The following is a 21,551-nucleotide window of genomic DNA, read 5'->3' as shown; positions in this document are numbered from 1 at the left end:
GACGGACGGGCGCGCCGCCCACGTGTGTTCCGGGAGCGTTCCGTGCGGGTCAGGCCAGCCAGTGTCCGCGGCCGATGGCGATCAGGCGCATCCGGCGGGTCGCCAGGTGGGCCACCTGCTCGCGCCGCGCCGCCGGGGCGTCCAGTGTCTCCAGGAACTGGGAGGCCGTCACCAGCATCTGGTCGACGTACAGGCCCGCCAGCATCAGCAGGTCCTCCTGTGTCCAGCCCTCGGACTCGGGCTGTTCGGCGAGCGCGTCCCGCACCTCCTCGGCGAACCGGGCCAGTTGGTCCCGGATGGCCTCGCGGACCGGCAGGACCCCGCCGTGCCGCTCGCGCGCGATGAAGCGGACGTGGGCGGGCTGTGTCCGGACATGGCCGGCGATGAGGTCGACCGCGCGGACTATGCGGTCCTCGCTGTCGCCGGACCCGGACACCGTCGTACCGATCATCGGGTGGAGGCTGCCGAGCGCCTCCTCGACGAGGGCGACACCGAGGTCGGCCGTCGAGCGGAAGTGCCGGTAGAAGGCGGTCGGGGCGACGCCCACCGCGCGGGTGACCTCGCGCAGACCGAGGCTGCTCAGGCTCTGGTCCTCCAACAGGCCGAGCGCCGCGTCCAGGAGCGCCTGCCGGGTCTTCTGCTTCTGGACCTGTCGGATGCCGAGAGTGTGACTCATGCCATGCAGTTAACAACTGTTCTCTGTAATTGAAAAGCCGGGAGACGCGCTAGACTCGAGAGTCAGTGAACAAGTGTTACTACAAGCGTTCACTGAACTGTAACGAACGAAAGGGATCTCCTCCCATGTTCTTCCTCGTGGCCGCCCTTCTGCTGCTGGGCATGGTGCTGGGCACCGTCGCCCATCTCCCGTTCTCGTTCACCGTCCTGGCCGCCGCCGGCATCGCCGCCTGGCTCGGCATCTTCGCGCTCCGTGAGCGCCTCGCACGTCGGAGCTGATCACCATGCAACTCACCGCATCGGCCACCGGCCGTACCGAGCGCACCGCCCCCCGCGACGCCGACGGCATGGCCGTCGCGTCCTTCGTCCTCGGCCTGCTGGGCCTGCTGGTCCTCAACATCTTCCTCGGCCCCGTCGCCATCGCGCTGGCCGTCGTCGCCCTCTGGCGCGGCACGAAGCGGCCCGGCCGGGCCTGGCTCGGGCTTGGTCTCGGCATCGCCGACCTGGTCGTACTGCTCACCCTCATGCAGATGGACAACACCGTCTCGTGGAGCCTCTGACGCCCGCGCCGGAAGTCTGAGGACCGCACCCCGCCCGCCGCATCGCCCTCCGGAGGAGGCCGTGCCGGCGGGTCGGTCTTTGGTGGACCCCCGCTCCACCAAAGGCGTGGGAGTGGTACCCGGTGGAGAGAGCCGTCCCCCGCGCTCCTCCATCGGCGGATGACGCGACCCGCCCGCGCCCGAAGGATCTGTGCCGTTCGGCCGAGGTGTCCGAGCGATTTCCAGGTCCCTTGGGGGAGAAGTGAACGAGCACGCAACGGCCCGTCGCATATCGGTCTTCGACACCACCCTCCGCGACGGTGAGCAGGCGCCGGGCAACGCGATGACGCCCGACCAGAAACTGGAACTGGCCCTGCTCATCGCCGGGTTGGGGGTGGACACCATCGAGGCGGGCTTCCCCGCCTCCTCGCCCAGCGACTTCGAGGCGACCCGGCTGATCTCGAAGGAACTGGCCGGCACCAGGTTCGCCACGTTCTCCCGGACCGCCCGCCGGGACGTCGAACTCGCCGTCGAGGCGGGCGGCATCGACAACCACCAGGTGCAGATGGTCGCCACCGGCAGCCAGATCCACCTGACCCACAAGCGGGGCATCACCCGGCACGCGGCCGTCCGGGAAGTCGTCGACACCGTGCGGTTCGCCGCCTCGCTCGGCGTCACCGACATCGCCGTCGGCATCGAGGACGCCAGCCGCGGCGAGGACGACCTGCTGCGCGCCCTGACCGAGTCCGCCGTGGACGCGGGCGCGACCTGCATCATCCTGGCCGACACGACCGGCTGCCACACGCCCGAGGAGTTCGGCGCCCTCATCGGCAAGATCCGCCGCTGGGCACCGCCGCCCATCAAGGTCTCCACCCACTGCCACAACGACTTCGGCCTGGCCACCGCCAACACCCTGGCCGGACTCGCGGCCGGCGCGGACGAGGTCCAGGTCGCTCTCGGCGGCATCGGCGAACGCGCCGGCAACACCTCCCTGGAGGAGGTCGCCGCGGTCCTCGCCTACAAGACCGAGATCCTCGGCCTCACCACCGACATCCGCCTCGACACCATGTACCCGGCCTACCAGCGCCTGCGCGAGATCATCCGGCTGGAGGAGCCCCGCAACAAGCCCATCTTCGGCAAGTACGTCTTCGGCACCGCCGCCGGCATCCACCAGCAGGGCATGCTCAGCGACCCGAGCACCTACGAGTACGTCGAGCCCGCCCGCTTCGGCCGCGAACGCTCCCTGCTCATCGGCCGCCACTCCGGCCGCACCGTCCTGCGCCACCTCCTGGAGCAGCTGTCCGTACGGGTCGACGAGGCCGAGCTGGACGAGCTGTACCGCGTCCACATCGCCGAGCGCGCGCAGGGCGACTGCGAGGACCTGTCCGTCGTACGGGACCGGCTCGCCCGTGACCTCGGCGCCCGGGCGGCCGGCGAAGCGCTGACCACGGTGGGCGCGGGCCGATGAAGTACGCGTATCTGGGCCCGGAGGGCACCTTCACCGAGTCCGCCGTGCGGCGGCTCGCGGGGGGCTCGGTACGCGGCGCCGTACCGTTTCCCAGCGTGCCGGCCGCCGTGGAGGCGCTCGTGTCCGGCCGGTCCGAGCGGGCGGTGGTGCCGCTGGAGAACTCCGTGAGCGGTGTCGTACCGGCCACGCTCGGCGAACTCGTCGCCCACGCCGGGCGGGTCAGGATCGACGCCCAGGTGTCGATCGGCGTCAGCTTCGACCTCATGGCCGCCGCCGGAACCGAACTGTCCGACGTACGCCGGGTGGTGACCCATCCGCACGCGCACGGGCAGTGCGGCCGGTGGGTGCGGCTCCATCTGCCGCACGCCGAGCTGGTCACCGCCGCCTCCACGGCGGAGGCCGCCCGCGCGGTCGCGGAGCGGACGGCACCCCGCGACGCGGCGATCGCCGGCTCCGCCGCCGCCGCCCGCTACGGACTGACCGTGCTGGCCTCGGACATCGGCGCCCGCCAGGACGCCATGACGCGGTTCGTGTCGCTGCGCCGCAGCGGCCCGGAGGAGTCGTCGCCGACCGACCGGGACCGCACCGCCCTGCTGATCACCTCCGACCGCTCCGATCCCGGTGTGCTCACCGGCGTCCTCGGCGAGCTGAGCGCCCGGCAGGTGTCGGTGACCTGGATCCAGTCCTGGCCCCGCCCGGCCGAGCACGGGCGCTACCACTTCCTGGTCGAGGTCGACGGGCACATCGAGGAGGGCGGCCTCGCCGAGGCCGTCGTCGCGATGCGCCGGGGCGTCGACTCCCTGACGCTGCTCGGGAGTTACCCGTATCTGGTCGACCACACCCTGGTCGGGGAGAGGACCGCCGCATGAGCGGGACACGTATCGCCGTGATAGGCAGCGGGCCCAGAGGAATGATGGTCCTCGAACGGCTCGTCGCCCGCCTCGCCGAGCAGCACGGCCGGACGGGTGCGCAGGAGCCCCTGGACGTCAGGATCTTCCTGGTGGACGCGGTGGAACCGGGCGCGGGCCAGGTCTACCGCACCGACCAGCCCGACTGGTTCCTGATGAACACCGTGGCGGGTCAGATCTCCGCCTACTCGGGTGTGCCCGACGGCGGCCCGGCCCGGGCGGGCGCCGGCCCCTCGTTCGGCGAGTGGTGGCAGGCCGTCGACCCGGCGGACTATCCCGGCCCGGACAGCTACGCGCCCCGCGGGCAGTACGGCCGCTATCTGCGCTCGGTGCTGGCCGCAGTCCAGGAGTCACTGCCGCCCGGCGTACGGCTGCGCTGCATCAGGGAGCGCGTCGAGGACGTCGTCCGGGGCGCCGGCCGCTACCGGCTCACCCTCTCCGGCGGCGAACGGCTCGACGTCGACCGGGTCGTCCTCACCACCGGCCACGCGAGCAACGAACTCACCGGCCGCGAGGGCGAGCTCGCCGACTTCGCCGCGCGCCACCCCGGACTCCGGTACGTGCAGGGCGGCTCGGCGGCCGACATGCCCCTCGACGACATCCCGGCCGGCTCCCACGTCGGGGTCATCGGCCTCGGCCTGTCCTTCTACGACGTGATGGCCGCCCTCACCCTGGGCCGCGGCGGCACGTTCGCCGAGAACGCGAACGGCACCCTCCGCTACCTCCCCAGCGGCACCGAACCGGTGATCGTCGCCGGGTCCCGCAGCGGGATGCCGCTGCACGCCCGGGGCCACAACCAGAAGCCCCCGGCCTACTCCTACCGCCCGGTCCTCTTCACCCCGGAACGCGTGCGCGCCCACCGCCCCTGGGGGCCGCTGGACTTCGCCGAGCACGTCTACCCGTGGCTGAAGGCCGAGATCGACCTCGTCTACTACGGCACCGCCCTGCGCCGCGCCCTCGGCACCGACGCCGCCGCCCGGTTCGCCGACCGGGTGACCGGCGCCGCCGACCACGGCGTACCGCAGGTCGCCGACGTGGCACGGCAGTTCGGGCTGCGCGACCAGCCGCCGCTCGATCTCGACACCCTGGCCCGGCCGTTCGAGCAGCACGGGTTCACCGGTCCCGGTGAGTTCCGCCGGGTGCTGTGCAAGGAGATCGAGCAGGACCTCGCGAACGCCGCCGAGGGCAACGTCGACTCGCCGCTGAAGGCAGCGCTGGACGTCATGCGCGACACCCGCTGGGTCATCCGCGAACTGGTCGACTTCTCGGGCCTGACGGCGCGCTCGCAACGGGACGACTTCCTCGGCTGGTACGTGCCCAGGGCGTCGTTCCTCGCGGCGGGCCCGCCGAGCGTCCGGCTCCGGCAGGTGCTGGCCCTGCTCGACAGCGGCCTGCTGCACATCGTGGGCCCGCACACGCGCTACGACACGGACGCGGCGACCGGTCGGTACCTGGTCTCCTCGCCCCGCGTCGACGGCTCCGCCCTCCCGGTCACCACCCTGGTGGACGCCCGGGTCCCCGACCCCGACCTGCGCCGCAACACCCAGCCCCTGACGGCGCGGCTGCGCGAGCGGGGCGTGTGGACGAGCTACGTCAACCGGGAGGACGTCCATCGGGAAGGCGGTCATCGGGAGGCGGGCGAGGTCTACGACACGGGCGGGGTCGCGGTGACCCGGAGCCCGTTCCATCCCGTCGACCACGAGGGCCGCGCCGACGAGGGCATGTACGTGCTCGGCATCCCCACGGAGCACACCCGCTGGTTCATGCAGGTCGGCAGCAGCAGGCCCGGCATGTGGAGCGACTTCGTCCGGGACGCCGACCGGATCGCGGAACACGCGCTGGAGGCACGGCCGGCGAGCTCGGCCGTGCGCGCCACCGGTGAGCGGCCGGCGGAGAGGCGGGCGGGATGAGCGACGGGACGAGAGGGCGGTCGAGGGAGAGCGGCGGGGTGGGTACGGACCGGGTGAGCGGCGTACGCGTCGCACAGCGCTTCTCGGGGGTCGAGCGGTCCGCGACCGTGGCCCTGCTGGAGACCGTCCAGCGGCTGCGCCGCGAAGGTGTCGCCGTGCTCGATCTCAGCGGCGGGGAACCGGACTTCACGACCCCGCGGACCGTGATCGCGGAGGCCGTGTCGGCGCTGGAGGGCGGCGACACGCACTACACCCCGAGCCGGGGCCTGCCCGAACTCCTGGGCGCCATCGGGAAGAAGCTGGCCACCGAGAACGGCGTCCACGTCGATCCGGCCACCGGGATCATCGTCACCCCCTCCGCCAAGCAGGCGTTGTTCACCGCGCTGATGACGGTGCTCGACCCGGGCGACGAGGTGATCGTGCCGACGCCCGCCTGGGTCAGCTATCCGGCGATGGCCGGACTGATCGGGGCCCGGGCGGTGTCGGCGGAACTCCGCGCGGAGGACGGCTTCCGGCTCTCCCGGCAGCTGCTGGAGGGGCAACTCACCGACCGTACCCGGGCGTTGGTGGTCAACACCCCGGCCAACCCGACGGGCCACGTGCTGGACGGGGAGGAGGCGGCGGAGATCGTGGCGTTCGCGGTCGAGCACAACCTCGTGCTGATCGTGGACGAGATCTACGAGAAGATCGTGTACGACGGCCACCGCCACCTCAGCCTCGCGAGCCTGCCCGGGGCGGCGGAACGGACCCTGACGGTCAACGGCTTCTCGAAGGCGTACGCCATGACGGGCTGGCGTCTGGGCTACCTCGCCGGCCCCGGTCCGCTGATCGCGCAGGCACTCAAGGTCCAGGAGCACACGGTGAGTTGTGCCGCGTCCTTCGTGCAGCGCGGGGGAGTGGCCGCGCTGACCCGGGCGGCCGACGACGTCTCCGCGATGCTGAAGGAGTACACCGTCCGCAGGGAGCTGACGGTCACCGCCCTGAACGCCCTGCCCGGTGTCACCTGTGCCTGGCCGGAGGGCGCCTTCTACGCGTTCGCCGACATCCGGGGCACCGGCCTGACCTCGGCGGCCTTCGCCCGACTCCTGCTGGAGCGGGCGGCGGTGACGGTCGCGCCGGGCTCGGCGTTCGGTGCCGGCGGCGAAGGGTACGTACGCCTGTCGTTCGCCGCGTCACGGGACGTGCTGGAGGGAGTGGGCGAGCGTCTGGCCAGGCTGGCCGGAGAGTGGCCGAACGACTGACACAGCCCCGCGCCCCGGTAAGGGGGCGCGGGGCTGTGTCGGCATGCGGCTGCGCCGCGTGGGCGCGACCGGCGCCCATCGGGCCTCAGGGGACCGCGTATCCCGCCGAGCGCTCGCGCTGCTGGAAGAGCAGCACCGCCTCGAGACGGTTCCGGGCGCCCAACTTGGTCAGTACGTGAGAGACATGACTCTTCACCGTCGCCGGTGACACCCGAAGCCGCACCGCCGTCTCCGCCGTCGACATGCCCTCCGCGAGATTGCGCATGACCTCCCGCTCACGTGAGGTGAGTGTGTGCAGGGGGTGTTCCGTGCCGGCCGGGGCCGGGCTCGGCGCGGCGGGCGTCCGCCGGGCGTAGAGGGTGTGCAGTTCCGGCGAGAGCACCGTGTGCCCGGACGCCACCGCGCGGATGGCCGCCGCGAGCCCGGCGACCTTGATGTTCTTCACCAGACAGCCCATGGCCCCCGCCTCGAAGGCCGCGTCCAGGCGTCGCTGGGTCCAGCCGGTGCCGATGAGCAGTACGCCCACCTTCCGCAGCTCCAGCTGCCTGACCAGTCCGGTGCACTCCTCGTGCGGGGCGACCGCCAGGACGACCACGTCGACCCGGTCCAGTGGCCACTGCCGCAGCGGCTGGTGGTTGTTGACACTGCCCGTCACCACGAGCTGTGGGGAAGCGCCGAGGACGCGGGCCAGAACGTGCCGGGAGATGGGGTCGTGGTCCGCCACCAGCACACGCGCTGTGGTCTCCGCGGCATGGTCCAGGCCGAAGAGGTCACGCTCGAGAGACATGCTGTAGGCCCTTCGTATGTCTGCGAATAAGGCTTGGCATGATCATGGAGCGTAGTCAGCCGAATACGATTCAGCAATACTGAACCGTGTTTTGACTCAATGGTGACGATCCATGTCCTGGCCCGGTTTCCCTCTGCGTGGAATCCCGGCCACTGTGGCGTGATTGCGATCGTGCGTTCGCAAAGTTTGTCCGTCCTTGGTGCAGACGTCGTTGACCATGATCATGGTGAGGCATAGCGTCTGTTTTCCAGGGGGCGATGACTGTGGCTGAGGGGTGCTGTTGTGGACAGCGTGCTGGCCAGGGACTGGATCTGGGCCTTTGCGACTGCGGCCCATACGGAGAAACGGCGGCTGACCACCCTCGACTCCGCGATCGGTGACGGGGACCACGGTGTGAACCTGTGTCGCGGCCTGTCACGCGTACGCGAACTGTTGCTGAGGGACGAGGAGGAACCGGGCACGGTCGGTGAACTGTTCACCGAGACCGGGGCGTTGCTCCGTTCCCATGTCGGCGGCGCCTCGGGGGTGCTGTACGGCAGCGCCTTCCAGGCGATCGGTGGCGCGCTGCCGGTGAGCGAGGTCGGCGTGGACCGGTTCGCGGACGCGCTCGCCGCCGGGCTCGCCGCCACGGTCAAGCTGGGGGCGGCGGTGCCCGGCGACAAGACCATGGTCGACGCCTTCACCCCGGCGGTGGCCGCGTTCCGTGACTTCCGGTCGGCGCAGCCGGCCGGCGTCGGTGCGGGCTCCCGGGTCACCGCCAGGGCAAGGGACCTGACCGACGCGGCGGAGGCCGCGGCGGTGGCCGCCAGGGACGGCGCCCTGGCCACCATCCCGATGCAGGCCCGCAAGGGGCGCGCCTCCTACCTCGGCCCGCGCAGCATCGGCCATCTCGATCCCGGCGCCGCCTCCACGGAGTTGCTCTTCAGATCCCTCGCTCTGGCGGCGAAGGGGTGGGCCGTCACCTCGTCGGCCTGAGGGCGCGTCGTGTCAGGGGGCGCCCCAGGCGCCCGCCACGGTGAACGCCTGCTGAGGGTTGAGCCGGGGGTCGCACAGCGAGGTGTAGTGCTCGGCCACGCCGGCCACGCCGTCGGCTCCCCAGGCGCACTCGGTCACCGCGTCGGGGGTGGTCTCCAGGTGCAGTCCCGCGGCCACCCCGCCGGCCCCGGCGACGGCCGCCTGGAAGCCCACGACCTCCTCGATCAGTACCGGCACGAGCCGGGTCTTGTGGCCCGACGGCGCGGTGACCGTGTTGCCGTGCATCGGGTCGCACAGCCAGGCCGCCGGATGCCCCGCCTCCCGGAGTGCGGTGACCAGCCGGGGCAGTCTCGACGCCACGGAGGCCGCGCCCATGCGGGCGATGAGGGTGAGCCGGCCGGGTTCCCGGTCGGGGTCCAGCAGGTCGCACAGGCGCAGCAGGGCGTCGGGCTCGGTGGTGGGGCCGACCTTGCAGGCGAGCGGGTTGGTGACCTGGGCGAGCATCCGGGCGTGGGCCGCGTCCGGCTGACGGGTGCGTTCACCGATCCACGGCAGATGCGTGGACGTCAGCATGGTCTGGCCGGTGGGCGTGCGCCGCAGGAACGGCAGCTCGTAGTCGAGGAGGAGCGCCTCGTGGCTGGTCCACACCGGCGCCCCGGTGGGCGGGTTCCAGCCACCGGTGCGCCCTCGCAGGAACGCGGTGGCCCGCTGCGCCGCCGCGTAGCACTCCAGCATGCGTTCGGCCCGGGCCTGCCTGGCCTCCGCGTTCGGCGCCGGATCGTTCACCAACGGCCCCCGGAACACCGGGAGTTCCACGCCGTCCACGTATTCGGTCGGTGAGCTGCGCGGTTTGGCGAACTGGCCGGCGATCCGACCGATCCTGATCACCGGCCTGCCGGTGTTCACCTTCATGATCCCGGCCAGCGCGTCGAGCACCCCGACCTTGCGGGCGACCGCCGACGGGGTGCACTCCGCGGGGTCCTCGGCGCAGTCGCCGGCCTGGATCACCTGGTACTCCCCGGCGGCGGCCTGGGCCAGCAGCATCCGCAGGACCTCCGTCTCCTCCCAGGTCACCAGACCGGGCAGCCGGGCCAGTTCGGCCCGCACGGCGGTGGCCCGGAGCGGATCGCTCCACTGCGGCTGCTGGTGCGCGGGTGCGGCCGACCAGGCGTCCGGGGTCGCGGGTTGCGGCTCGGTGGGGTCGTAGAGGGGCAGCGAGGGCGGGTACGACGAGGTCACGGTGGGGCTCCTTCGGGCCGGGGCGTGCGGGCGGCCGGGGTCGGTCGTTCATCGGGGCGCCGGAGGCGACGGTGTCGGTCCGGCGTGGGGGAGCGTGCGACGGTCGGCGGCACCGGACGCCGCCGCGGCGGGCGACACGTACATGAAGTCCCGGACGGTTCGGGCGGGTTCGGCCTCGTCCAGGCCGCCCGGGCCGGACGGGAAGCGGCCCTCCGGGGAAGCGCGTGCCGCGCCCCTCGTCCACGGCTCGATGTCCAGGGCTCGATGTCCACGGCTCGATGTCTACGGCTCGATCGGGCCGGCGGGCCCCAGGTCCGGGCGCAGGGCTGCCGCGCCGCGCAGGTAGACGTGCGCGGCGGTGGACCGGGAGCGGGTGGAATGGGTGTGCACGAGGACGCGGACGGTGCGCGGAATCCCGTGCGGTACGGCGAGTTCGGCCGCGCACATCAGGGGGACGTCGACCAGGCCCATCTCGCGGGCGGCGCGCGCCGGATAGTCGGCGGTCAGGTCCGGACTGGCGGTGAACCAGATGCTGATCAGGTCCGCCGGATCGAGCACGTTGCGGTTGAACAGCTCCTGGAGCAGCTCGGTGGTGGCCGAGACGATGAGCCGGGGGTCGTCGGAGTCCACCTGGGTGGCGCCCCGCAGGGCCAGCACCCTTGGCAGGGGCGGCAGTTGACGGCCGGTGAGGGGCTCACCGGCCCGGGGCGCGTCCGTGGCGTGGGGGTGCCCGGTGACAAGGTGTCCGTTCACTTCTTCTCCGGATGTGCTGAGGACAGACCGAACAGGTGCGGACCGCGCGTTCATGGTGAGGGATCAGGGCCCCGGCGTCTTCCACCGACGGAGGACTCCGGCGCCCCGCACGGCCGGGCTGCGCCGAAGGAGGAACGCCGTGCACCGGGGGAGGAGACCTCCACCATCGGCCGATGCCACCCCCGTGCCGCGTGGACGAGCCTGTCGGCCATGGGTTCAACGCTTGCGCAGAAGGTGTGGGCCGGTCACACGGTCCGCAGGGGTGGGTCCGGGGGCGACGATCTGCTGTACGTCGACCTGCATCTGCTCCATGAGGTGAACACGCCGAGGGCGTTCGACGGTCTGCGGGCCGCCGGCCGCACCGTACGGCGTCCCGACCTGACGGTGGGCACCGAGGACCACAACGTGCCCACCATCTCCCTGAACGGTCTGTTCGACGACCCGGCGGGCCGCCGTCAGGCCGCCCAACTGCGGGACAACTGCGACGCCTTCGGGATCCCGGTGCACCGGCGCGGTGACGACGGGCACGGCATCGTGCATGTCATCGGGCCGGAACAGGGCCTGGTCCGGCCCGGGATGACCGTCGTGTGCTGCGACTCGCACACCACCACACTGGGCGCCTTCGGGGCGCTGGCCTTCGGGATCGGCACCAGCCAGGTGGAACACGTCCTGGCCACGCAGACCCTGTGGACGGGCCGCCCGAAGGACATGGCGGTCACCGTCACGGGCACCCTCCCGGCGGGCGCGACCGCCAAGGACCTGGTGATGACGCTGATCGCGCGCATCGGCACCGGTGGCGGCCAGGGGCACATCATCGAGTACCGGGGCGAGGCCGTCGACGCCCTCTCCATGGAGGGCCGGATGACCCTCTGCAACATGTCCGTGGAGGCCGGCTCCAAGGCCGGTGTCGTCGCCCCCGACGAGACGACGTTCGCCTATCTGCGCACCCGCCCCGGCATGCCCGAGGGCGCGGACTGGGACGCGGAGGTGGCGTACTGGAAGAGCCTGCGCACCGACCCGGACGCGGAGTTCGACCGGGAGGTCGTCCTCGACGCCTCGACGATCCGGCCGTACGTCTCCTGGGGGACCAACCCGGCGCAGAGCGCGCCGGTGGACGCCCGGGTGCCGAGCCCGGACGAGTTCGCCACCCCCGAGGAGCGGACGGCGGCCGAGCGCGCGCTGACGTACATGGACCTGCGTCCGGGCAGCCGGCTCCAGGACATCGGGATCGACACGGTGTTCGTCGGCTCCTGCACCAACGGCCGGATCGAGGACCTGCGCGCGGCGGCCGACGTGCTGCGCGGACGCCGGGTCGCCGACGGGGTACGGATGCTCGTCGTGCCCGGTTCGGCCGCCGTGCACCGGCAGGCCGTGGACGAGGGCCTCGACAAGGTCTTCACCGGGGCGGGCGCCGACTTCCGGCCCATCGCGGGCTGCTCGATGTGCTGCGGCCTCAACGAGGACCGGATGAAGGCCGGCCAGCGTGCCGTGTCCACCAGCAACCGCAACTTCGAGGGCCGGCAGGGCAAGCAGGCCCGTACCCACATCGCTTCCCCGGAGGTGGCGGCGGCCAGCGCGGTCACCGGCCGGATCACCGCCCCCGCCGATCTGGGAGACGGACGGTCATGAACCGGTTCACCGTGCACGTCGGTACGGCGTTGCCGCTGCGGCGCAGCAACGTCGACACCGACCAGATCATCCCCGCCCGCTTCGTCCCCTACTTCCAGCTGACCGGACAGGGCAACGGCCTGTTCGCCGACTGGCGCGACGACCCGGCGTTCGCCACCAACCAGCCCCAGTACCAGGGGGCGACCATTCTGGTGGCCGGCAACGAGTTCGGCACCGGCTCCTCCCGGGAGTCCGCGGTCTGGGCGCTGCAGAAGGCCGGCTTCCTGGTCGTACTCGCCCCACGGTTCGGCGACATCTTCCGCGAGAACGCCCTGATGCGCGGTCTGCTCCCGGTGCAACTCCCGGCGCTGGCGATCGAGTTGCTGTGGGTGCTCACCGAGGCCGACCCGAGTACGCCGGTCACCGTCGACCTGGAGGCACAGCAGGTCCGGTTCGCCGACCGCACCGAGGAGTTCGAGGTGCCCGAGGCGGCCCGCCGACGGCTGCTGAACGGCACCGACACCATCGGCGACACCCTGCGCCACGAAGCGGAGATCACCCTGCACGAGCGCGCCCGTCGGCCGCTCCTGCCCCGGACGAGGAGTGCCGTATGACGACGACCCAGGCCGCGGTGACACGGCGTCCCGCCCTGCTCGTGCTGGACCTGATCAACGAGATCTCGCACCCCGAGGGCAAGTACAACGACGTCTGCCTCGACCAGATCGAGAGCCGGGGCGTCCTCGGCCACGCCCGGCGTGCCGTGGACCGGGCCCGCGCGGCCGGCATCCCGGTCGTGTACGTGGTCGTCGGTTTCTCCCCGGGTCTCGCCGACTGGCCCGAGACCTCACCCCTGTTCACCGAGGCGGCCGACGGTGACCGGCTGATCCTGGGCACCTGGGGCACCGAGGTGCACGAGTCGCTGAAGCCCCTGGCCGACGAACCGGTGGTCGCCAAACGCCGGGTGAACCCGTTCCACGGCACGCACCTCGAACTGATCCTGCGCGCCCGGGGCGTGAACACCCTGCTGCTGACCGGCGTGACCACGGACCTCGTCGTCCTCTCCACCGCGCGCGAGGCGCACGACCGGGACTTCCTCGTCGAGGTCCTGGAGGACGCCACCGCCACCTCGGACCCCGAACTGCACGAGGCGGCGCTGACGTTGCTGCGCCGCACCGCCGAAGTGACCACCGTGGACGCGGCGTTGGGCGCGCCGCGGACCACCGACCTCGCAGCCACCGCCGACACCGAAGGGAACGTGTGACGCCGATGCAGCCGTGCCATTCCATCAGCGACCGGGAGAAGGACGAGCTGTACGGGGTGCTCGAAACCGTCGAGACCAATCCGTACACCGACTACCCGGCCTTCTCCGCCGCCGTGCGGCAGGCGACGGCGGGCAAGGTGCCGGCCTCGCTGGTCGCGGCGGCCGACCGGATCCGCGCCGAGCGCGAGCAGGGTGTCTCGGACACCCATGTGCTGCGCAACTGCCCGGTGGACAAGGACCTCCCGGAGCTCGGCCACGACGACCCGCAGGCCGACAAGTACGCCCGGAAGCACACCTTCGTCGCCGAGGGTTTCCTCGAACTCATGGGGCAGCTGACCGCGACCCCGCTGATGTCCTACGCGACCCGCTTCAACGGGGACTTCTTCACCGACGTCTACTCGATCAACAAGTACCACGGCAAGCAGACCGGCTACAGCGACGGCGAACTCGTCTTCCACAACGACCGCACCGCCCACCCCGTGCGCGCCGACTACATCACCCTCCTGGGCATGCGCTGCCCGCTGGAGGAGTACACCGTCACCAGCCTGGTCGAGGCCCGCACCCTGCGCGCCGCCCTCTCCGAGGACACCCTGCGCGTCCTGGGGGAGCGGCACTTCGTCACCCCCTTCGACGTGGTCTCGCGGGACAACAACAGCGAGCTGACCGTCTCCGACAAGCACGCCGTCTTCGAGGGCGACTACGGCATCCGGTACCTGGACACGCACACCACGGTCGCGCCGGACGCGCCCGGCGAGGCCAAGGACGCGCTGATCGAGCTGAAGAACGCGCTCACCCGGGCGGAGAAGAAGCGGCACCGCATCCTGGAGGGCGACCTGCTGATCTTCGCCAACCAGAACGGTCTGCACAGCCGGGAGAAGATCGAGGTCATCGACGCCGAACGGTCCCGCTCGCGCTGGCTGCTGAAGACGTACGCGTTCCGCAGCCAGGCCGTCGCGGACGGCTTCGCGGACCGCTGGACGGACGGCACCCCGGGCCGCGTCGGCGACTGACCGCCCCGCGCCCCCGCCCCTCGACCTCCCCTCCGCAAGCCCCGTACGACGCAACCGAAGGGAACACCCCCATGACACCGCCCTCGACCTCAGCGGCGACCTCCACCGAGGACTACGTCGGCGCCCCGCTGCCCACCCTGTTCACCGGTATGCCCGGTCTGTCCTTCGCCCCGCAGGAGCTGGTCTTCCAGCCGGTCGTGGCCGACGGGCGGACCCAGGCCGAGATGGCCCCGCTGTACACCGTCGCGCAGACCGGCGAGGACGGCCCGGCCGCCGCGGTCATGCACTACCTCCCGGGCGCCAAGGCCCCCTCCCACCTCCACCCCGGCTTCGAGCTGATCTATGTGCTCAGCGGCGAGCTGGAGACCGACGACGGCGTCTACGCGGCGGGCAGCCTCCTCGTGATGCCGCCGAACAGCGTGCACGCGCCCCGCAGCCCCAAGGGGTGCGTCGGCCTGGTCGTCTGGGAGCGCCCGGTCCAGGTGGTGTGAGCGCGGCGGACCGGGGGCGGGGGCGGGTGGGCGACCACCCGCCCCCGTCCGTCGTACGGGTCAGGCGTGCCGCGAGCGGTACAGGGCGGCCTTGGCCCGGTTGCCGCAGCGCGTCATGTCGCACCAGCGCCGGGAGCCGCGGTGGGACCGGTCGACGTACAACCGGGTGCACCGGGGCGCCGCGCACTCCTTCACCTGCTCCGGCGTACGGGTGATCAGCTCGACGGCGTCACGGGCCAGCGTCGACAGGACGGCCCCGATCGTGCCGTGGCGTACGACGGTGCCGTCGGGCAGCAGTTCGCAGCGCACCGGGTTGCGGGCGGCCGCGCGGTTGACGACGGCGCAGTCCTCGGGGGGCAACAGGGATCCGTTGGTCGAGGCGACCACCAGCCGGTAGATCGCCTCGCGCAGGTGCAGAGCCGTGGTCAGGTCCGCCCTGGTCGCCGACGCGGGGGAGTCGAGGGATCCGGAGGCGACGGACCAGTCGGTGAGGTCGGCCGGTGCGGTGAGCAGGTCCAGCGCGTCGTCACGTCGGTTCTGGACCGTACCGACGAAGTCGAGGGCCGCGCTGCCGCTGACAAATGCGAACTTCATCATCCCCCGAGGGTAACCGCACGGGCAGGTTGCGAGAAGTAAAAAATAACCTCACTGAATGGTTACCTGGACTTCAGACATAACCGCATTGACTGGTTGCTGGGCCGTCGGTAGGGTCCGAATAACCCACCTGACTGGTTACTTGCTCGACGAGAGGCCACCCCTGTGATGGAACGCGACGACCTGAAACTCGCAGAGGCCGATGCGGCCACCGACGTCGAGGCGCCGCAGGCCGCCGTGGCGCCGGCCTGGGTCTCGGCGGCGATCCCCGCCGTCTTCGTGGTCCTCTGGAGCAGTGCGTTCATCGCGGCGGTCATCGGCACCGACGCCGCCCCGCCCCTGCTGCTGACCTTCTCCCGCTTCGCGGTCGCCGGTGTGCTGCTCACGATCGTCGCCCTGGTCACCAAGGCGCCCTGGCCCAGGGGGCGGATGCTGCTCCATGTGATCGTCGTCGGTCTGCTGATGCAGGCCGTGCAGTTCGGCGCCTTCTACACGGCCATCGGCGCGGGCCTGCCCGGCGGTGTCGTCGCGCTCATCCAGGGCTTCAACCCCGTGCTGATCGCCCTGCTGGCGGGGTTCCTGCTGGGTGAGGAGATCACCAAGCGGCAGTGGCTCGGCTTCGCCATCGGCGGCGCGGGCGTCGCGCTCGCCGTCGCCGGGGCGCTGCACTTCTCCACCAGCGCCATCGTGCTGTCCTTCGTCGGCCTGCTCGGCCTGAGTGTCGGCACGGTCTACCAGAAGCGCTACACCCAGGGTGTGGACGTCCGCAGCGGTACCGCCGTGCACTTCCTCGCGGGCGCCCCGGTGATGGGCGTGATGACCCTGATCCTGGAGGACCCCAAGGTCACCGACTGGGGTGCCTTCGGCGGCGCGCTGGCCTGGATCGTGCTGATCAACTCGGTGGGCACGTTCCTGCTGCTCAACTTCATGCTCAAGAAGCAGGACGCCAGCCGCGTCGGCACGCTCTTCTTCCTGACCCCGGCCGTCACCGCCCTGCTCGCCTGGATCGTCATCGACCAGACGCTGAGCCTGTCGGCGATCATCGGCCTGGTCCTGGGCGGCGTCGGCGTACTGCTCGCGGCCCGCAAGTAGCGCGAGCGGCACCCGGATCCCCTCCCGCACCCAGAGAAGAGACGAAGGAATCATGAGCATCAAGGTCGCCATCAACGGGTTCGGCCGCATCGGCCGGGGCTTCTTCAGGGCGGCACTCGCCCAGGGCGCCGACCTCGACGTCGTGGCGGTGAACGACCTCACCGACGCGAAGACCCTCGCCCACCTGCTCGCCTACGACAGCACCATGGGCCGGCTGAACGCCCAGGTCGAGGTCGACGGCGACACCCTGGTCGTCGACGGCCGCCGGATCGTCGTGCACGCGGAGCGCGACCCCGCCAAGCTGCCGTGGGGCGAGCTGGGCATCGACGTGGTCGTGGAGTCCACCGGCTTCTTCACCGACGGCAAGAAGGCCGCGGCGCACCTGGAGGCGGGCGCCCGCAAGGTGCTCATCTCCGCCCCCGCGTCGAACGAGGACCTCACCCTCGCGTACGGCATCAACCACACGAGCTACGACCCGGCCGTCCACCACATCGTCTCCAACGCGTCCTGCACGACGAACTGCCTGGCCCCGCTCGCCCAGGTGCTGCACCAGGGCCTCGGCCTGGAGCACGGTCTGATGACCACCGTGCACGCCTACACCCAGGACCAGAACCTCCAGGACGGCCCGCACAAGGACCTCCGGCGCGCCCGTTCGGCCGCGCTCAACATCGTGCCCACGTCCAGCGGCGCGGCGAAGGCCATCGGCCTCGTCCTGCCCGAGCTGAACGGCCGCCTGGCGGGCGCCTCGCTGCGCGTACCGGTGCCGGTCGGCTCGATGACCGACCTCACGGCGTACGTGGGGCGCCCGACCACCGTCGAGGAGATCAACGACCTGTTCGCCGAGGCCGCCGCCGGACCGCTGGCCGGTGTCCTGCGCTACACGGACGCCCCGCTCGTCTCCACCGACATCGTCGGCGACCCGGCGTCCTGCGTCTTCGACTCCCAGCTGACCACGGTCACGGGCGGGGGCCGCCATGTGAAGGTCTTCGGCTGGTACGACAACGAGTCGGGCTTCTCCCACCGGGTCGTGGACGTCGTACGACTCCTGGGCACCCAGGTCTGACGTCCGCTCCGTGACCGGCTCCGGTCACCCGGCACTGCCCCGCGTGACGCCCTGAAACGTCGCACGGGGCAGTGCTGTCGGTCCGGGCGGCCCGGGGGACGGGCGGTCGGCGCTCAGTCGCAGACGCGCCAGGCCACGCCCCGGCCGGCACCGAGTTCACGGGAGAGCTGGGTCGCCACCTCGCGTACGGCGACGGCGTGCTGCTGCTGGTCCGCCTCCGTGAGCAGCCGCTCCACGGGGCCGACGATACCGATGGCCCCCGTCGGGCCGCCGTGCCGGTCGAACACCGGCGAGGCGATACCGGCCTCGCCGAGGGCGCTCTCCTGGTCCTCCAGCGCGTAACCGATGCGCTGGGTCCGGGCCAGTTGCTCCGCCAGAACGGCGGGATCGACCACGCTCTGCCCGGTCAGCCGGGCCAACTCCCCCTCCAGCAGGTCCTTCTGCTGGCTCTGGGGCAGGAACGCGACGACCGCCTTGCCGAGCGCGCAGGTGTTCCACGGAATGCTGGCGCCGAGTTCCAGGATCTGCACCCCGCTCCCGTGCCGGAAGGCATGGTGCACGACCAGCACGTGCCGACGATCGTCGAGTACGGCGACCCACACCGCCTCGCCGGTGCGCTCGGCCAGGGTGTCGGCCCAGGCGACCGACCGGCACCGCAGCTCCTGGGTCTCCAGGTAGGAGTTGCCGAGCCGCAGCAGGGCCGGGCCCAGGAGGTACTTGCTGGTCTCCCTCTCCTGGCGCACCAGCCCCTCGGCCTCCAGGGTGCGCAGCAAGGCGTGCGCGGTGGGCTTCGAGACACCGATCCGGTCAGCGAGGTCCGTGACACCCAGGCGAGGGCCCGAAGCCGCCAGCTCCCGCAGAATACGGGCCGCGCGCTGAACGGACTGCACCGTCATTCTTACCCACATTCAGTATGTCCGAACAATGTTCGGGAAGCGTAAGGCCTGGTAGTAGCTTAGGGGGAGTTTGCTGGTAAGGGACATGTATGAACGGAGCCGCGGTGGGGGCGCACTGTACGTGGCTGGACCGGGCGCAGTAAGGCCTCGGCCATGGGCGGGTCATCGGGGCGCCGTAGAATCACGGCACCATGGCATACCTCGACCACGCCGCGACCACCCCGATGCTTCCGGAGGCGGTCGCGGCTATGACCGCGCAGCTGGGTGTCACCGGTAACGCCTCCTCACTCCACGCGGCCGGCCGCAGGGCCAGGCGCACGGTCGAGGAGGCCCGGGAGACGCTCGCCGAGTCGCTCGGCGCCCGGCCCAGCGAGGTCGTGTTCACCTCGGGCGGCACCGAGGCCGACAACCTCGCCGTCAAGGGGCTGTACTGGGCCCGGCGGGACGCCGATCCGGCCCGCGTCCGCGTCCTCGCCAGCCCCGTCGAGCACCACGCCGTCCTCGACGCCGTGCACTGGCTCGGCGAGCACGAGGGCGCCGTCGTCGAGTACCTGCCGGTCGACCCGTACGGCCGGGTCCACCCCGACGTCCTGCGCGAGGCCATCGCCCGTGACCCCGGCAGTGTGGCCCTGGCCACCGTGATGTGGGCCAACAACGAGATCGGCACGATCATGCCGGTTCGTGAACTCGCCGACGTGGCAAGCGAGTTCGACGTTCCGCTGCATGCCGACGCCGTGCAGGCCTTCGGCCAGGTGCCCGTCTCCTTCGCCGGCTCGGGGCTCGCCGCGATGACCGTCTCCGGCCACAAGATCGGCGGCCCGTACGGCATCGGCGCGCTGCTGCTGGGCCGCGAGTACAGCCCCGTACCCGTGCTGCACGGCGGCGGGCAGGAGCGGCACGTACGCTCCGGGACTCTCGACGTGCCGGCCGTCGCCTCCTTCGCGGTGGCCGGGCGGATCGCCGCCGAGCAGCAGGAGTGGTTCGCGCACGAGATCGGCGTCCTGCGCGACTCCCTGATCGAGGAGGTGCGCAGGGTGGTGCCGGACGCCGTGCTGGGTGGCGACCCGGCCGACCGGCTGCCCGCCAACGCGCACTTCACCTTCCCCGGCTGCGAGGGCGACTCCCTGCTGCTGCTGCTGGACGCCCAGGGCATCGAGTGCTCGACGGGGTCCGCCTGCACGGCCGGTGTGGCCCAGCCCAGCCATGTCCTCCTGGCCACCGGCACGGACCCCGACCTGGCCCGCGGCACCCTCCGCTTCTCCTTCGGCCACACCTCCACTCAGGCGGACGTGGAGGCGGTGACGAAGGCGATCGGCCCCGTGGTGGAACGGGCGCGGGCGGCCGGGCTGAGTTAGCCGGGGGCGGCTTCGGCGGCGGGTCCGTCGGGCGGCGCCGCCGGGGTGGTCGGGCGGTTCGACCGGCTCCCCCCGCGGGCCAACGCCCTGCACGTGCCGCTCGGCGACGGCATACGGACGGCTGCCGTCGGCACTTCCAACGCCGGCGGCAGCCGTCCTTCGGGGCCGCCGGGAGGCGTCAGCTGTCCATCACCATGAGGGCGGCCATCATGCCCTCGTCCTCGTGCTGCAGCAGATGGCAGTGGAGCATGTACATGTACGTGTCGTCGGTGAAGTCGGTGAACTTCATCGCGATCTTGATCGAGCCGCCGCCGACCACCTCGTAGGTGTCGAACCAGCCCAGGTCGGTGCCGGTGGGCGCGACTCCGTTGATCGCGATCAGCTGGAACGGCACGTCGTGCAGATGGAAGGAGTGTTCCAGCTGGGTGGTGTTGGAGATCGTCCAGACCTCCTCGGCGTCCAGGGTGGTCATGATCGTCGCCATCGAGGCCATGGTGGTGCCGGACTTGCCGTTGATGTTCATCGCCGCGCCCACCTGGCCCAGCGTGACCGTGCGGGTGGCGAAGTCCGTCGTGTCGTACCGGGTGATCGTGTTGAGCGAGCTCGGCAGGTCGGCCGGGGTGTCGGAGGCGTCCGGCGTGACGGTCAGGAAGTCGTACGTCCCGCTGCCGCCGCGCACCCAGCCGGTGGTGACGACGGTCTGCAGGGTCACCGCGTCGGTGAGGTCGAGGACGAACTCGGCGCGGGCGCCCGCCACCAGCCGGATGGAGGTCACCTCGGTGGCCGTGGTCAGGTAGCCCTGGTCGGTGGCGATCTGGGTGAGGGTCCCGCCGTCGCTGCGCTGGAGGGTCATGATGTCGGAGGGGGAGGCGTTGAGCACCCGGAACCGTGTACGGGTCTTGGTGGCCGTGAAGTTGAGGGTGGTGGCGTCGACGTTGGTGCCGTTGCACAGCACCGGATAGACCAGGCCGGAGGTGAGGTAGCCGGCCAGGTTGTACTTGACGTCGCCCGAGGTGCTGGAGGCCAGGCACTGCAGGATCAGCGGGATGTCGTCAACGCCGTACTCGCTCGGCAACGCCGCCGAGGCGTCCGAGTCGTCCTCGACGATGATCATCCCGGCCAGACCGTGGACGACCTGCTCGGCCGTGGTGCCCAGGGCGTGCGGGTGGTACCAGAGGGTCTTGGCCTCGTCCTTGATCTCGAACGTGGGCGACCAGGTCGTGCCGTCGGCGAAGGCGTTCTGCGGGCCGCCGTCCATCTTGGGCGGGATGTGGGCGCCGTGGAAGTGGACGGTGGTGTCGGCGCCCAGGCTGTTGGTGATGTTCAGCAGGACGGTGCTGCCGTTGGTCCACTTCATGGTCGGGCCGAGGTAGGACCCGTTGTAGCCGGCCGTCGTACTGGTGACGCCGCTGACCACCTCGCCCGTCCCGGTCTGCGCGGTCAGGGTGAACGTGGTGGTGCCGTCGGAGGTGGTGCCCTCCAGCAGGTCCGGGATGTTCAGGGTGGTGCCGGCCGCGGAGGCCTTGAAGGCGTTGCCGTCGGTCAGCAGGGCGAAGGTCGCCCCCGCCGCGCCGACCGCCGCCAGCCCCGCCCCGGCCATTCCGCCGAGGAACTTCCGCCGGTGCAGACCTTTGCTCTTCGTTTCGCTCATGGCAGCGGAGCTTTGGGCCAAGGGCTGTGTAAGGA

General features: G+C 71.5%; 22 protein-coding genes. 15 read left to right on the top strand and 7 right to left on the bottom strand.

The features are described from left to right. Positions 1-49 precede the first annotated feature (49 nt). A complete protein-coding gene (locus ACW4TU_RS12455) occupies positions 50-676 on the bottom strand; it encodes a TetR family transcriptional regulator (RefSeq protein ID WP_457427552.1) in 627 nt (208 codons plus the stop codon). A gap of 125 nt (positions 677-801) precedes the next feature. On the opposite strand from ACW4TU_RS12455, the gene ACW4TU_RS12450 reads away from it, so the two are divergent. The 6 genes from ACW4TU_RS12450 to ACW4TU_RS12425 all read left to right on the top strand — a co-directional run bounded on the left by ACW4TU_RS12450 (position 802) and on the right by ACW4TU_RS12425 (position 6,741). Further along, on the top strand, positions 802-954 hold the full coding sequence (locus ACW4TU_RS12450; protein ID WP_203690980.1) for a hypothetical protein: 153 nt from the start codon (positions 802-804) through the stop codon (positions 952-954). A gap of 5 nt (positions 955-959) precedes the next feature. After that, entirely contained in the window at positions 960-1,235 is a 276-nt protein-coding gene (locus ACW4TU_RS12445) for a DUF4190 domain-containing protein (protein ID WP_457427549.1), read from the top strand. Positions 1,236-1,476: 241 nt separating this feature from the next. After that, positions 1,477-2,682 (top strand): LeuA family protein, encoded by a 1,206-nt coding sequence (locus ACW4TU_RS12440; RefSeq protein WP_457427547.1) that lies wholly within the window; start codon positions 1,477-1,479, stop codon positions 2,680-2,682. Beyond that, positions 2,679-3,551: a prephenate dehydratase gene (pheA, locus tag ACW4TU_RS12435; RefSeq protein ID WP_457427545.1), complete on the top strand. Its 873-nt coding sequence runs from the start codon at positions 2,679-2,681 to the stop codon at positions 3,549-3,551. Before ACW4TU_RS12440 ends, pheA begins: the two co-directional genes overlap by 4 nt. Next, positions 3,548-5,500: an FAD/NAD(P)-binding protein gene (locus ACW4TU_RS12430; RefSeq protein WP_457427543.1), complete on the top strand. Its 1,953-nt coding sequence runs from the start codon at positions 3,548-3,550 to the stop codon at positions 5,498-5,500. Before pheA ends, ACW4TU_RS12430 begins: the two co-directional genes overlap by 4 nt. Beyond that, positions 5,497-6,741, top strand: coding sequence for a pyridoxal phosphate-dependent aminotransferase (locus ACW4TU_RS12425; protein WP_457427541.1), 1,245 nt, complete (start codon positions 5,497-5,499; stop codon positions 6,739-6,741). The genes ACW4TU_RS12430 and ACW4TU_RS12425 overlap by 4 nt, the downstream gene beginning before the upstream one ends. 85 nt (positions 6,742-6,826) lie before the next feature. Here the strand turns inward: ACW4TU_RS12425 and ACW4TU_RS12420 are convergent, their stop codons facing one another. Next, complete coding sequence (locus ACW4TU_RS12420; protein WP_457427539.1) at positions 6,827-7,528, bottom strand: response regulator transcription factor; 702 nt, start codon at positions 7,526-7,528, stop codon at positions 6,827-6,829. Between the two features lie 282 nt (positions 7,529-7,810). Here ACW4TU_RS12420 and dhaL point away from each other — a divergent pair, with 282 nt between their 5' ends. Further along, a complete protein-coding gene (gene dhaL, locus ACW4TU_RS12415) occupies positions 7,811-8,503 on the top strand; it encodes a dihydroxyacetone kinase subunit DhaL (RefSeq protein WP_457427537.1) in 693 nt (230 codons plus the stop codon). Positions 8,504-8,515: 12 nt separating this feature from the next. On the opposite strand, the gene ACW4TU_RS12410 is transcribed toward dhaL, so the two are convergent. Continuing rightward, positions 8,516-9,742, bottom strand: coding sequence for a 3-deoxy-7-phosphoheptulonate synthase (locus tag ACW4TU_RS12410; RefSeq protein ID WP_457427535.1), 1,227 nt, complete (start codon positions 9,740-9,742; stop codon positions 8,516-8,518). A 282-nt stretch (positions 9,743-10,024) separates the two neighbouring features. Continuing rightward, the gene (gene aroH / locus ACW4TU_RS12405) at positions 10,025-10,399 is read right to left on the bottom strand and encodes a chorismate mutase (protein ID WP_457430054.1); all 375 of its coding nucleotides are present in this window, start codon (positions 10,397-10,399) and stop codon (positions 10,025-10,027) included. Positions 10,400-10,705: 306 nt separating this feature from the next. Between aroH and leuC the strand changes: the two genes are divergently transcribed. The 5 genes from leuC (at position 10,706) to ACW4TU_RS12380 (ending at position 14,865) form a co-directional block, all read left to right on the top strand. Then, positions 10,706-12,124, top strand: coding sequence for a 3-isopropylmalate dehydratase large subunit (gene leuC / locus ACW4TU_RS12400; RefSeq protein WP_457427533.1), 1,419 nt, complete (start codon positions 10,706-10,708; stop codon positions 12,122-12,124). After that, the gene (gene leuD, locus ACW4TU_RS12395) at positions 12,121-12,717 is read left to right on the top strand and encodes a 3-isopropylmalate dehydratase small subunit (protein WP_457427531.1); all 597 of its coding nucleotides are present in this window, start codon (positions 12,121-12,123) and stop codon (positions 12,715-12,717) included. Before leuC ends, leuD begins: the two co-directional genes overlap by 4 nt. Then, positions 12,714-13,364, top strand: a complete 651-nt coding sequence (locus ACW4TU_RS12390; protein ID WP_457427529.1) for a cysteine hydrolase family protein — start codon at positions 12,714-12,716, stop codon at positions 13,362-13,364. Before leuD ends, ACW4TU_RS12390 begins: the two co-directional genes overlap by 4 nt. Positions 13,365-13,369: 5 nt before the next feature. Then, positions 13,370-14,374: a TauD/TfdA family dioxygenase gene (locus ACW4TU_RS12385; protein ID WP_457427527.1), complete on the top strand. Its 1,005-nt coding sequence runs from the start codon at positions 13,370-13,372 to the stop codon at positions 14,372-14,374. Between the two features lie 71 nt (positions 14,375-14,445). After that, entirely contained in the window at positions 14,446-14,865 is a 420-nt protein-coding gene (locus ACW4TU_RS12380) for a cupin domain-containing protein (protein ID WP_457427525.1), read from the top strand. Positions 14,866-14,925: 60 nt separating this feature from the next. Here ACW4TU_RS12380 and ACW4TU_RS12375 read toward each other — a convergent pair whose 3' ends face one another. Next, a complete protein-coding gene (locus ACW4TU_RS12375; RefSeq protein WP_457427523.1) occupies positions 14,926-15,462 on the bottom strand; it encodes a CGNR zinc finger domain-containing protein in 537 nt (178 codons plus the stop codon). Positions 15,463-15,627: 165 nt separating this feature from the next. Here ACW4TU_RS12375 and ACW4TU_RS12370 point away from each other — a divergent pair, with 165 nt between their 5' ends. After that, on the top strand, positions 15,628-16,551 hold the full coding sequence (locus ACW4TU_RS12370) for a DMT family transporter (RefSeq protein WP_457427521.1): 924 nt from the start codon (positions 15,628-15,630) through the stop codon (positions 16,549-16,551). A 52-nt stretch (positions 16,552-16,603) separates the two neighbouring features. After that, positions 16,604-17,614: a type I glyceraldehyde-3-phosphate dehydrogenase gene (gene gap / locus ACW4TU_RS12365; RefSeq protein ID WP_457427519.1), complete on the top strand. Its 1,011-nt coding sequence runs from the start codon at positions 16,604-16,606 to the stop codon at positions 17,612-17,614. A 113-nt stretch (positions 17,615-17,727) separates the two neighbouring features. On the opposite strand, the gene ACW4TU_RS12360 is transcribed toward gap, so the two are convergent. Further along, entirely contained in the window at positions 17,728-18,510 is a 783-nt protein-coding gene (locus ACW4TU_RS12360) for an IclR family transcriptional regulator (protein ID WP_457427517.1), read from the bottom strand. A 191-nt stretch (positions 18,511-18,701) separates the two neighbouring features. Here ACW4TU_RS12360 and ACW4TU_RS12355 point away from each other — a divergent pair, with 191 nt between their 5' ends. Then, the gene (locus ACW4TU_RS12355) at positions 18,702-19,865 is read left to right on the top strand and encodes a cysteine desulfurase family protein (protein WP_457427515.1); all 1,164 of its coding nucleotides are present in this window, start codon (positions 18,702-18,704) and stop codon (positions 19,863-19,865) included. Positions 19,866-20,043: 178 nt separating this feature from the next. Here the strand turns inward: ACW4TU_RS12355 and ACW4TU_RS12350 are convergent, their stop codons facing one another. Beyond that, positions 20,044-21,516 carry a multicopper oxidase family protein gene (locus ACW4TU_RS12350; RefSeq protein ID WP_457427513.1) on the bottom strand — a complete coding sequence of 491 codons (1,473 nt, stop codon included), beginning with the start codon at positions 21,514-21,516 and terminating at the stop codon, positions 20,044-20,046. Positions 21,517-21,551: the final 35 nt, after the last annotated feature.

It is taken from the genome of Streptomyces kryoterrae (genome assembly GCF_054072135.1).
Note: the sequence above shows the minus strand (reverse complement) of the source record. Positions and strands in the feature narration are given on the sequence as shown.